This is a genomic window from Candidatus Poribacteria bacterium (assembly GCA_021295715.1).
Taxonomy (GTDB): domain Bacteria; phylum Poribacteria; class WGA-4E; order WGA-4E; family WGA-3G; genus WGA-3G.
Window position 1 is genome coordinate 24,789 of the sequence record JAGWBV010000006.1, and the last position, 12,903, is coordinate 37,691.

Sequence of the window (12,903 nt, forward strand, 5' to 3'; positions counted from 1 at the left end):
TGTCTCCTTTAAAACTCATTCCTACAGTTCATTAAGTGGCAAACGGAGGACACCGCTGTGCCGCGTGCCGATGTAGAGTATGCCACGCCCCACAGCGAGGGCAGTTGCCTCATCAGGAACCTCGGGTAAAATCTGAATCCATGTATCCGTCTTAGGATTTATCCGATATATGCCTTGATTGCACACACCGTAAATCCTATTACCGTCTACTGCTATCCGAGAGATAGGAATTCGGTTTCCCTCGGTATCCGTCAGAGCGTTCCAATTGATGCCATCGTGCGAATTCATAACGCCTTGATCCGTTAGGACATAGACGGTTGTCCGAGCAAAGACCATATCTTTGAAATACGCAAAGGTAAAGGGTAAGTTCGCAGTAATTTCTTTCCAATCGCCACCACTGTTAAGAGACTGAAATAGGGAACCATCCCGTTTACCGGCATAGACCATATTGTGCGAAGCCGCGAGTGTGAGACCTTTAGACGTATCAGTACCGTCAGCGCGTTCGGTGGAATCTACAAGACCTGTATTGAACCACCGCTTTTCGCTTCGGTGCCATCTGAAGAGTTTCTGTCGGTACTCCATGAAGACAGTGTTACCAGCGATTGTAAACCCACCATTCGTGAGTCGCTCTTCAACAATACGTGGCATATCTGCTTTTCGCTGACGACTCAATTCACTCACATTGCGAGGCGCGTTTTTAAATCTGTTCAGCCATTCAACTTCCAGTGTGTTCTCGGTAAAAACTGGCATCCGTCGGACAGGTTTTAGAACATCTCCATCAGATGAAAGATGAAAAACCTCAACCTTATCGGTTGTACTGTTGCTTACATAGAGTGAACCCTTGGTTTTTGCGATTTTCGCATGACTCAGTAAATCTGGAGCCGTCTGCTTTTTTTGAAGCATCCCTTTTTTCTTAATATCGTCACCGACATCTACTCGAATGGATGTCCAAGATTCTCCGAGATCCGTTGATTTGACGACCCCTTCAGGCGTGAGTGCATAGAGAACATTCTCAAGCATGAGTAACTTCTGAACATGAGAGTTTATCATTCCGGCAGAAAACGGGTGCCACGAGACCCCGGCATCCGTTGACCGTGCTATCCCAGAAATGTCGGACGTGTAAAAATTATTTTCGTCCAAAGCGACAACAGGGAAAATACTCTGACTCAACACATTTTTGCCAGCTTTTACATGCGTCCATGTGTCTCCACTATCATTTGAACGCAGTAGCACACCAGTCCCCATCACTGTAAGTGTTTCGCCAATTGCAACCAACTGGATACCACTGAACATCTGGAGCCGAAAATCGTCATCAGTTGGTGGTAACGCCATCCATAATCTGCCGTCTGTTCCTTTTCCTTCTATCGGTGAAAGGTCGTCCCAAGTATCACCGAAGTCGACTGAACGAAAAATTCTCGGTGGAAACTTTAATATCTCAACCGAGTGATCAAGTTTATGGGATTCCTCAAATGAGTTGGCAGACCGTGTACAATCGGACCCTGCTATAACATAGAGTCTATTTTCAATGGCTACTAACGAATTAATAAATTGGGGACCGTAGACGGGTAACCTTTCCCAAACTCCTGTAGTAATGCGATAAAGCCCTCGGTTTGTTCCCACAAACACAGCGTTATCAAGTGTGACAGCGTCCGAAATTGATATGTCTGGCGAGCCGTTCCTCTTTGTAATATGGGCGTGCAGTTCCTGTATCATCGGTATCCAACGCTTACCGGCATCATCAGATCGAAAGATATGTTTTTCAAAAACGAGGTAAAAGGTTTCATTGGTGATGAGTAATTCAAAAGCGCGTCCCTTTGGTCGAGTGCCAACAGAATTCCATGTTTTACCTTCATCGGTTGAGGTTAAGAGTTCATCAGGCGTCAAAATATAGAGGGTGTCATCCCATTCTGCCATCGGCATCTGAAACTGACGCGTTGGACTGCTTTCACAGATAAGGGTCCAAGCGTTTGCGTTCTCTGTTAGTTGATAAATCCCTCTCGATGCAACAGCGTAAATTTTTCGCTTGGATGTGGTAAATAGACCTGCCCTTCCACCTGAAGTGCCTTCCGGTCCGTTCGTTAGGACCCACCGCGATTTTATTACGGGTGTTTCTTTCTGTTTAGACCGATCCGCAGCGATTTTCCGTGCATCTTCTCTTGGACCAATGTTCCCTTTATTTTTACTCAGCGTATCGGTATTTCCAAATTGATTTCTTACACCGAGTTTTTGCTTTGAAGCCCGGACAAGAGATGTATCAACAAGCTCAACAGTCATTTCTGACCTTGCATCGAAACTGTAAGGCTGCTGGAATCGGGCTAAGTCCTGCGTGCCACTTCCCATCAGCAATATCACGAAAATGGTAGTAGAGGTCGCTAATGCCCACGGCAGCCACGGCTTACTCCCCGTTGGGGCTGCAGGTTTGATGTGCGCAATTTCTCGTAGAACATTTTCGACCAACGATGCAAACAACTGGAAACCGCCTAAAACTTCACGAACCATGTGCTCCTGCTCTTTCAATCGCTTTCGAGCGCGATGGAGCCGACTTTTGACTGTATTCGGTGATACCCCCAAAAACTTGCTAATGTCTTCGCAGGTCATGTCCCCGAGATAATGGAGCGTTACAACCGTGCGTTCACTCTCCGGCAACTTTTGGAGGAGACGTTTGACGACCTCACGGTGTCGCTCACTCACGACTTCTTCTTGTTGTTCAGCGTGATATTGCGCATACGCCAACTCCTCTAATTCATCTGGAGGCATTGCATCCAAAGACTCCATCGAAATCCGTTTCTTCTTCAACCAAGCGATACATCGGCGAGTGGCAATTACATACAGCCATCCGGCAAACCGATTTGGATTTTTCAGTGTTTGGAGTTTCTTGTAGACGTTAAGGAATATATCTTGCGTGATTTCTTCAGCGATATGGAAGTCGCCAATCTTTCGCCATACAAGCGCGTGGAGCGGCTTTTGGTATTTGCGCACAAGTGTGCTGAAAGCACGCTGGTCGCCCGCCAAGGTCCGTTGAATTAATTCAGTATCGCTGTTTTTCATGCGTCACCTCCAAAAACATGTTGTCTCTCATAATATTAAGAGATGTGCTGCGGAGAGAAAGGTTGCATAAAATACAAGATTTGGGAAAATTCTATATTAAAATGGGAAAATTTGAAAGGGGATGTATTAATAGTAGCAAAGCCTTTCAGGTTTCAATTTTGGGTTGCCGATGTTTGGGAAAACGTCGCGATCAGAGGTCGCTCCTACAGTTTGCAATATGAGGAAATTGAAAACTACAGGCTAAATCTCAATGCGTACAAATGCAAGGAACGCACCAGAGAGAAAAACAACGAAAAATAGCGTTAGCAACAACAAATCTACTGCTGCAGCATTGAAATCACGGCTAAGACTGAGCGTATCTTCAAACGTCGGAATTGATTCTGGGCTGATGGGCTTTTTCGACATACCCTCATACGTCCCAATGATATGGAGACTATCAGGATCTGCTCTATCCATATCCGAGACAAATCCTCGGTATTCACGGGCGTAACGCTGCACGTTCTCCACAAATTGTTGGTGCCGTTCAAACCCAGTTCCAGCAAAAACCTCAAGAAGATGCTGGACAAGTACGACCGGTGAGATGCGGGTGACAGAACGCGCCAGTTGAATTTGGACATGCTGTTGCGTTAAGTATTCTTGGCTCAAACGTTCCCGCTCCGTTACGTCTGTGATGACGTATTCACCCGCTAACTCCATTTTTTTCGCTGGATCCTCACGCGTGCCTTCCAAACGAGCGTCGTATTCACCTCTAAGTTCGTTTACAAGTTGTCTGGCGCGTTGGTCGAATTGATCATAAGTCATGGGTGTTGAAAATCCACTTGCAATGGAGGCAAGCGTGCTCGGCATAAAAACCACGAAGGTGACCCACGTTAACAGAAGTATCACAAGACTCGCTGCACTGTGCCGCACACGTGACGACACCAACAAACCTAACGCAAGAAACAGACACAGGTACAGAATCGCAATAAAAAAAATAATACCTAAACGGTTCCGCACCTCAACGCCAAGTTGCACATCGTTGGATGTGGAAATTACCAATAGATTCATTAACACCGCGAGCGTAAACGGGACACTAATACTTACCAGTGCACCTAAAAATTTACCAATCAATACGGTATGTCGCGGGACCGAGTTCGCCAATGTCAAACGTAGTGTACCACGTTCGCGTTCGCCAGAAATCGAATCAAAGGTGAATAGGATCGCGATGAGACTCAAGACGTACCCGATCGCAAACTCCCAATCTATTTTGATAGTGTCCGGACGAATATTTTTTGAACTGAGAGACGCAGGCATATAATCTAACTGCCAGAAGCCTGCTAAGCCATCGGTTGCCCAAGCGTAAAATCCGCCGTGGACATGATCTGACAAAAACGCCTCACCTCCATCTGCACAGAAATGGAGAGATGACGGCTTTTTGTAAAGATAGCCGGGCCCTTCTTGCGCAATGTGATACAGATTCGTTCGAGATCTTAAGCGATTCAGGGATCCTGTGACGGCATCGTGATATTTTTGCATCCGCACCGGGTGTTCCTTGATATGCACAACAGCATTGGTCAGCATTAAGCCGAGAAACAATACTGTTGCCAGCGCAAACCGGAGGCTATTCAGATTGTCGTAAATTTCTCGTTTCGCAATATGCCACATTTTATTACTTGTCAGTTATCAGTACGGTGGCTGCGCCATCTTTCGGCTTTCAGTTAAGGGTTTGTGGCATTCAATACACTTACGACTGCCATAGGGATTAACTAAAAACTGAAGACCGAAAGCAAATGCAGTGAGAGTACTGACAACTCTCCTACACTTCACTTTTGATAAAAATAAGAAATATTATTACGAACAGAATTATATTAAGCATGACCAGTATACAAACATCCGGCAACGCCCGTTTAGCGTTTGTGGTAACGTCAACCCTTTGAAAAGAAAACTGCGGCAAATGCTCCCAATCTACCGCGCCCTTATCAGCAGAAAACCATTGCTGCGCCCCGAAAGCGTTCTTATCGTAGTAATAATCAATCAAGGTCCGTCGGTGCCTTCGCGCCGCTTGAAAAAAATCTCTGAGTCCGCGCAAGTCTGTCCCTGCCCACGCTTGCGTTGCAGCGTTGTACATCCCGACTGGTGAGCCTCTCAAAAGGATGCGATCAACAATCGCTGGTTGAACGAAGATAGTTTCGAGTGTCTGTTTTCGGACAAGCCACGCGCGTTCTGCGGTGTTGATGATCTGCGGTCCGAGGAAGCGATAATAATCCTGCGCGTGTGGTATCTGAGGTTTGGATGCTTCATGCAGTTTCTCAATGTTTGAAACAACGTGGTAGTCATACCTAAGTATTGAGGAATCTCTATGAAAATATTCGTAGTGGTAACCTGATCCCCATATCTGGTTGAAATTCGGATCTTCTCCTACCATACCAAAGTGTGGATCTTCTCCTGGAAAGGCATCATTCGCAAGGAAGTGCTTTCGCTCTCTGTCGAATTCCTCCCACATCTGTTTAATTTCCTCGTAAGCGGATACCATACGTGTTTGAGAAGTCTGAGGAGGGTCAATCGTGGCAAGAACCGCGTTTGGATACACCAACACCCAAAACCCCCAGATAAACATAGCAAGCATCAGCGCGGTACCGGTACTATGGGTTACTGCTGAAATTAGCATACCGATGAAGTAGAATACCGACAGATAAACAATTGAACTCAAGATAATCCCACCGATACGGAGGAAATCACCAATACTCAGAGAAATGGCAGTGGATGTTGTCAGTAAAATCACCGCGAGGAGCAGACTCATCAGTAACGGAACAAGCAAGCAGAGTATCGCACTGATGTATTTCGCAAGCAGGATTTGACCGCGACTCACCGGATGCGTTACGACTAAACGTAATGTGCCGCGCTCGCGTTCCCCCGCAATCGCATCGTAGGCGAAAATAAGTGCTATTAGACTCAGAACGACCTCAAAAATAAAAACAATATCAATCGAAGAGAAGAGGTTGAGAAGTGGGTTCGTCATTTTATACGTTCCAGCATCCCACAACGTCGGCACAAAACCGTGAGATATCCAAATTTCGTTTCCCAACCGTTTATCCAACCCGACATTGAAAATACTCAACGGATTTGGTGGGCGGGCAACGTTCAATCTTCCGCCCGAATAGGTTTTTATTTCCCGCGATCGCTGATGCTCTGTTTGGAGAGTGGTGTTGTAAGCTGCTAACCGTCGCTCATAATCCTTGATAAGCACGAAGGTATTGGCAACGACGAGCAACAACATAATGAGGACGGCTACGGCAAAGCGGAACGTCATCAGGTTGTCGAGGAGTTCTCTGCGGATGAGCGTTGTTAACATGAAGACTTCCTTCTATTAGGTCAAAACTTACGAAGTGGAATTTCAGATGTCCACATACTTTCAGATTTTACTATAATCCCCCGAATTATTGTTATCCTAACGTGAGTTCCATATTTGTAGCGTAAACTGTTAGTTTGCGCTTTATAGGACACAATCTAACAGATTATGCTACAAATACCAGCCGACTCTAAAAAATACAAGCGATACGTTTCGGACAACTTCATTTATGGAACTCACATTATGCTACTTCTGTCCAAGAACCTTCAAAAACTCTGGATCATCCTTTACATCCGAAAATTCGGGGGTCTCAAGGAAAGACGGGTAGTAACTATCCTGATAATTATAACCCCTAACCACATAAGCGTCCTGAGCGATCTTCAAATGGTGTAAAGTTTTCTCGCGATCCTTCTCAGAAGCCCAGATGCTCACAGCAAACTGGAAGTGGCTATATTCGGTGTAATTTCCCAAATCAATGGCGAGTTGTAGCAAACGTTTCCCCTCAGTATATCTCTTCGACCATACCAGACAACAACCAACGTTGTGAGCAACACAATAACACTCGTAAAGATTTACAGGAAAACCTGCCTCCAGTTTTTTCAACTCTCCTTCAATAAATGTATTCGTTTCGGTATAGACTTGATCGAAACAATCCCAATCTTCCTTTTTGCTATACAACAGCAGTCGAATTTCTCTCACAGCCAACCAGAATTTAAAATAAGACCTCCAACCGGGTTTACCATAGGCACGTTCTAGCTTTTCTATTTCAAGAAGTGCTGCGTCTAATCGGTCGTTTCTTTGTAATATCGCTGCTCCTTTTTGGAGAAAATCACAACGACTGTACTGACTCACTTCAGGAATTTCTAAGCGTTCAGATGTCTCATTATAAAGTTGAATCCAGTCATTAATACGACCTTCCGCTTTCCAAGATCCAGCAGTATTCTGATTGGCAATAATCCGCAACACATATTTTTCCGACTGCTTGCATGCCCAATGGTAAAGCCGCGTCTGTTCCTCAATAACTTCTCGATCTCTCCGCAGGAAAGCGAGGGTATTGACTAACCCTTGATGCGACCAATAACGCTCCGTATCATCCAGAGCGTCATTCATATACTTACGGAGTAAAGGTATCCGTTTTTCCATGCCGAGACTGCCCATATAGGGGTATATCTCATCAACAGCAAGATGCACCAACTCGGGTGTGATTTCCGCTTTAAGTGCATCTTCAATCTCGTTGTTGACTTCCGTAAGCATAACTTCCGCTGATGAAGGGTTAGATCTCATATGTTCTCTATATGCATGGAACTTACCACGAATATCTTCCAATTTAGCAGACATAATAAAATTTCCTTTGGAACCCTTCCAAATCTCGCGAATGGTAGATTTCTCCTTCTTCAACCTATTGCGGGCGCGGTGGAGCCGACTCTTGACTGTGTTCGGGGATACCCCCAAAAACTTGCTAATATCTTCGCAGGTCATGTTACTGAGATAGTGAAGCGTTACGACGGTGCGTTCACTCTCCGGCAACTTTTGAAGGAGATGTTTGACGACCTCGCGGTACTGTTCATTCGCGAATTCATCTTGTTGTTCCGCGCGGTATTGCGCATAAGCAAGTTCTTCTAATTCCTCTGGTGACATCGCATCTAACGATTTCATCGTCATCCGCTTCTTTTCAAACCAAGCGAAACACTGACGCGCGGCAATCACATAAAGCCATCTCACAAACGTACTTGGGTTTTTTAGCGTTTGGAGTCTTTCGTAAACTCTGAGGAATATATCTTGCGTAATCTCTTCAGCAATGTGGAAATCACCGACTTTCCGGCGCACGAAAGCGTGGACCGGTTTTTGGTATTTCCGCACGAGCGCACTGAAAGCAGATTCGTCACCCGCCAAGGTCCTTTCAATCAATTGCACATCGTCATTTTTCATACGCCACCCCCAAAAACATATTATCTTCCAAAATGTTAAGATAGGAATCGACAGCAGAAAGGTTGCATAAAATGCAAGATTTAGGAAAAAATTCAACAATTCAAATTGGGAAAATTGAAAAGAAGTTGGGATCACCACTTACCTTTATGGAAAACATCGCGAGCATAGGGCAGGCAATTGAGGAATACCCAACCAAAAACCCTAAGCAAACACTCGCTTCTATAAGAAGATGATGCCTATTTCTCGGATTTTATAGTAAAGCCCACAATTAAGTGTGCACTTGAGACTCAGTGCTGTTACAAACCGCACCTACCGAGGGGAGGAAAGTGTCCATTTATTTTATTGATGAAAATTCGCGAGATTCGGCATCGTCACCGGGATACAGTAATAGTTTTCCATGCGACTGCTGTGCGTCCTGCCATGTCAACCGTTGCGGCTCGGAGCCGGTAATCCCCAAGGCGATTAAGAGCAAAACGAATCTCCACCTCGGCTACCGATTCCGTTTGATCGATGCGAATTTCGGAGTGTTCTCTGTTCAGAAAGCGGTAATCTTCCTCCGCTGGACCGAACAATTCCCAGAGCACTACCTCGTTATTGTAGAGACCGTTTTCGTCTGCACCCCGTGTGTAGTAAACGGAGGCGGATCCTTTGGTTACGGTAGCACAGGCGCGGACTTCGGGTGCGGCGTTGGTTTGCGGCATAGACACATCAACGGTTAAGTGTGGCGGATTCCCTGTTGGACGGGTTGGTATCCTCGCGCCTTCGTGCAGAGACACCTCACCACCTTCATGGACTTCAACCTGACCGTCCTCCCGAATACGGACGACTTCTCGATAGTCGGATAATTTGAGTCCTTCCAAATCCCAGATAAGGTCAAAGGCAACACCGAATCGAATGGCTCTTTCAATCTCGGTAAAGAAGTTGCGCATCACGGTTCGGTATTTGATATTTTCTCTATTGCGCCTCTCCAAATTGAGTTCCCCCACTCCCCAAAGATTGCCCCTACCCATCTCAACATGTCCGAGATTGTAACCGGGCGGTAGGAGGATAACCGTTTCTGCTGCTTTGCGTAACGCATCAAGATTTCTATGCGGATGGCTCTCGACGTGGGCACTTAAATTTCGTGAGAGTGCGAGGACTTCACTGTAAGGCACACAGGCGAGTTGGTGGTTGTCCCAGTAGTGGAAATGCCGCGCCCCTAAGTCGTAAGCGTGTGTCTGGAGCCAAAAGGCATCGGCACGGTGGACCTGTCCATAGATACTCATGCCCCACCCCTTATCGGCCTGTCTGGCGGCACCTCGCAGAAATCCGTAGAGGATACTTGCCAGATTTTTCGGGCTGTCAATCGGGATCTGGCAACCGTACGTCATATTCATTTCAGGGAGCGTTCGCATCGTCCCAACTCTACCCGGTGGCTCAAAGACGATCGCAGCAGGAGATTCCGTGTTTCCCTCTGAGAGTTGATACCCTGCCGAACTGATAATGGTGTCCCACGTATATAGATTTTCCTGAAGAAATTGCATATCACCCAAATCTACGTCCGGGTGTGCTTCTAAGCCTTTGCATAACCGTGTAGGTGCACCATCGTACTTGGCGGTGTGGAAGTAGTCTTTGAAAGCCTCAAAAGCGAGTTGCGGTGTCACTGCTTTCCGAAAGTCAGCGTCTGCTTCCAACTTAGGGCGAAGCACATGGTCCCGTGTGCAAACAGCGGGTTCGTCCATAAAAAGAGCAGGACCGAGGTAATTGCTTCGGTATAAACACTCAGGATAGCCGAGCGTCGCCGCGTCGATTCCCCAATAAAAAATGTTGCGATTTTTGACCCATTCAACCTGTTCGGTATCAACGCGCACACAGTTGATACCCGCCGCAATCATCTCGTCGTAATCGGCTTCGGTCAGCAGTTTAAGCTCGTAATCAGACATGTCGTAGCGGCGCGTTTCGTCCACTTGTCTCGTGTTGCTGGGTGGTCCGATGAGGGCATCGGGACGGAGCGAAAGGAGTTCTGTATCGGGAGGTGCATCAGGCTCGACTGAATTAGATATATGCCTAAGTCGATAGATGTGTCCGAGGTATTTTACTGTTTGTGGGAAAAGAGTATTTTGCTTCGTTTTGTCCGCAGGTTTCGGGAAAAGATATTGCCATGCACCGAGACTGGGCAGGACAGGTTTTCCAGTGAACCTATCTTGGAATTCCAAGGGAGTATCGTCCCCGATCTGCAAGATGTAGCGAGATGTAGTCGTGCGGGCTACTTTTAGCTCCCCAGACGGAACGCTTTCGCTGAGCAACCAGACAGCGAATTTTTCACCGGACACCTTCGTTGCCCGAAGACAGATCCACTGGGACGGCATCCCCGCTTTTTCCTCAATGGAACTGATCGCTACAGTCAACGTCTTCACAACGGTGTTCGACAGCGGGTTTTCGCTTTCATATTGGTATGTCGCTATCTGTCCGGGTTCACCGAGTGGATACGACTTCTGTTCAGCAGTTTGATGTTTTTGCATTGTAGCACCTCAACCTGTTTCTAATTCACTTATGATACGTTCTACCACCCGTTTTCGTTGTCCCTGAATTGCGGGCTGTTCCAATTCATAGACTTCATCCGGAATCAGGTGTTTATGGCTCTCAATCGGAAGGGAATTGTGTGATGCCTTATCAATATAGCGGTTAAAAATAGTGTATCGGGGATAGGATTCTGTCCAGCGTCTTCCGCCGTGATAGAGTGCTTCTGTAAAAACGACACAATCGCCAGCGTTGACAGAGACGTTGATAACCGTAGGGGGTCCATCGTAGATTGAGAGATCATCGGGTGGATCAAAGTTGCGTTTATGGCTGCCGGGCAGACAGACGAAGCCTGTTCCGGGTGGCACATCCACCAAAGAAACAGCAGTGTTGAGGAAACCCGCACGGGGTCCTGAGGTGTCAACACTATAATCTTGACCGGCGGCATGGAAATGGATGTCATCGGAGGTTTTGTAATTCTTTGTCAATGCACAATCAACGAGACACGGAGCACCTCGCGTGAGGGCAATAACCACTCGCAGAATCTCTCGATTCAGCACAAGCCGTTGGAAGACGGGATCGCCGTATTGGATGTGATTAATCCAATGCGCAATCGTCGGGGAATGATCACCTGTTCGGGAGGTAGAGGTAAGCGGTGGTGGTAGTTCATCTAAAGACGTGTCGTGCCACTGATTGCCGAGGTCAATCATTCGCTCAACATCTTCAAGCGGCACGACTTTTGGGAGGATAACGAATCCGTGGTGATCAAAGAACCATTTTTCGCGAGGCGTGAGCATATTAATTATACCTTGTAGATTTTTAATTTTACCTTGCGGAGAAACAACGGACGTTTGGACTTTTAGGTGCGTTGCTTATATCTGAAGAAACACCCAAGCAATACGCAGAAATGCCCAAGCAAAAACACCCCTCCACTACGTTATGGGCTACGGGTTTTCAATTTACCTTGTGGAGAGACAAGGTGCGTCTGAACTATAACAGATTTCGGCATTCTACAGACGTTTTGTCCATCATTTTAAGATTGTCTTGAGAGCCGCCCAGACGATGGGTAGCTTCTCAGCGACTTGAACGGATAACCCGATTTTCGATTCAAAATTTCGGGTTACTTCGGCTGCTGTGAGGGGTCGATCGTAAATGCGGACTTCATCAATGATACCGGGAAAAAATCGTTCAACCTTGCCGCGATTGTTCGCTGCACCGATATAGACCGGCTCCACAAACGGAATAAAGGTGTCAAGTTTCTTTACATCACCTTCAATAACTTCCTGTGGTTCACCGTCCATATAAATGGCTACCTCGGACTTACCCGCGTCCACAATTGCGAAGACGATGTGGTGCCATTTACCATCCGACAGTGCGAATTCAATCTCAACAGCGATGGCGTTGCACCCCGCTGCCGACTTCTGACGGACATAGTAGTGGACGATGTCCTCAGCAAGCGGGAATCCTGCTTTTGCACTCCGGTTGACATCGATTGCCCACGCCATATTGCATCCCTGATCGAGCACCTTGAAAAGCGTTGTCCAATCCTTTTTGAAATCGGTTTTAACCCACGCCTCAAAGGTAGATGTGGCGACCTGTTCCCCAAAATTGCCGAGGTTCGTCAGGTTGACATAATCGTCGCTCCCGTCGAATTCAAGTGCTTCTCCGACGTGTCCACCGACGATCTTTGGCGCACCGACGATCGTGCCGTCATTCTCACCCCAGACATCCTTGACTGTGCCACCAGTAATGTCCTGCCGATCAAATGTCCAATAACTCACGAGTCCATCTGTCACTACCGGCTCTGTGTATCCGTTGGCAGAAAATATAACGATAAGTAACGTGGATATGAGGAAATAGGTTAGCCCTTTCATAGTGCTTTCTCCCTTGCGGAAGCGAGTGTATTTCCGCAACTATGGAAAATTCCTGGTGTGGTTTCGAGACTTCCAAAACATGCTTTCAAAATCGGTGCAGCAATTATAGCACCTCTGGCGATTTCCTACCAAATTTATTCTGATTTTAATTCCACGCTTGCAAGTTATGCCGAAAACTGATAGAATGAATCTCATATCGTGTTGCAAACCACGTTGACTTTTAAT

Annotated in this window: 8 protein-coding genes; 1 reads left to right on the forward strand and 7 read right to left on the reverse strand. The window is 46.6% G+C overall.

Annotated elements, in window-relative coordinates; genetic code table 11:
- Positions 1 to 21: 21 nt before the first annotated feature.
- The 4 genes from J4G07_03210 to J4G07_03225 form a co-directional block, all read right to left on the reverse strand.
- A complete protein-coding gene (locus J4G07_03210) occupies positions 22 to 3,048 on the reverse strand; it encodes a sigma-70 family RNA polymerase sigma factor (GenBank protein MCE2412991.1) in 3,027 nt (1,008 codons plus the stop codon).
- A gap of 240 nt (positions 3,049 to 3,288) precedes the next feature.
- The gene (locus J4G07_03215; GenBank protein ID MCE2412992.1) at positions 3,289 to 4,692 is read right to left on the reverse strand and encodes an ABC transporter permease subunit; all 1,404 of its coding nucleotides are present in this window, start codon (positions 4,690 to 4,692) and stop codon (positions 3,289 to 3,291) included.
- A gap of 151 nt (positions 4,693 to 4,843) precedes the next feature.
- A complete protein-coding gene (locus tag J4G07_03220; protein MCE2412993.1) occupies positions 4,844 to 6,379 on the reverse strand; it encodes an ABC transporter permease subunit in 1,536 nt (511 codons plus the stop codon).
- Positions 6,380 to 6,622: 243 nt separating this feature from the next.
- Positions 6,623 to 8,305: an RNA polymerase sigma factor gene (locus J4G07_03225; GenBank protein ID MCE2412994.1), complete on the reverse strand. Its 1,683-nt coding sequence runs from the start codon at positions 8,303 to 8,305 to the stop codon at positions 6,623 to 6,625.
- A 71-nt stretch (positions 8,306 to 8,376) separates the two neighbouring features.
- On the opposite strand from J4G07_03225, the gene J4G07_03230 reads away from it, so the two are divergent.
- Positions 8,377 to 8,538: a hypothetical protein gene (locus tag J4G07_03230; GenBank protein ID MCE2412995.1), complete on the forward strand. Its 162-nt coding sequence runs from the start codon at positions 8,377 to 8,379 to the stop codon at positions 8,536 to 8,538.
- Positions 8,539 to 8,676: 138 nt separating this feature from the next.
- Here the strand turns inward: J4G07_03230 and J4G07_03235 are convergent, their stop codons facing one another.
- The 3 genes from J4G07_03235 to J4G07_03245 all read right to left on the reverse strand — a co-directional run bounded on the left by J4G07_03235 (position 8,677) and on the right by J4G07_03245 (position 12,678).
- Positions 8,677 to 10,806, reverse strand: coding sequence for a hypothetical protein (locus J4G07_03235; GenBank protein ID MCE2412996.1), 2,130 nt, complete (start codon positions 10,804 to 10,806; stop codon positions 8,677 to 8,679).
- A gap of 9 nt (positions 10,807 to 10,815) precedes the next feature.
- On the reverse strand, positions 10,816 to 11,601 hold the full coding sequence (locus tag J4G07_03240; protein MCE2412997.1) for a phytanoyl-CoA dioxygenase family protein: 786 nt from the start codon (positions 11,599 to 11,601) through the stop codon (positions 10,816 to 10,818).
- A 231-nt stretch (positions 11,602 to 11,832) separates the two neighbouring features.
- Positions 11,833 to 12,678, reverse strand: coding sequence for a LamG domain-containing protein (locus tag J4G07_03245; GenBank protein MCE2412998.1), 846 nt, complete (start codon positions 12,676 to 12,678; stop codon positions 11,833 to 11,835).
- Between the last annotated feature and the right edge of the window lie 225 nt (positions 12,679 to 12,903).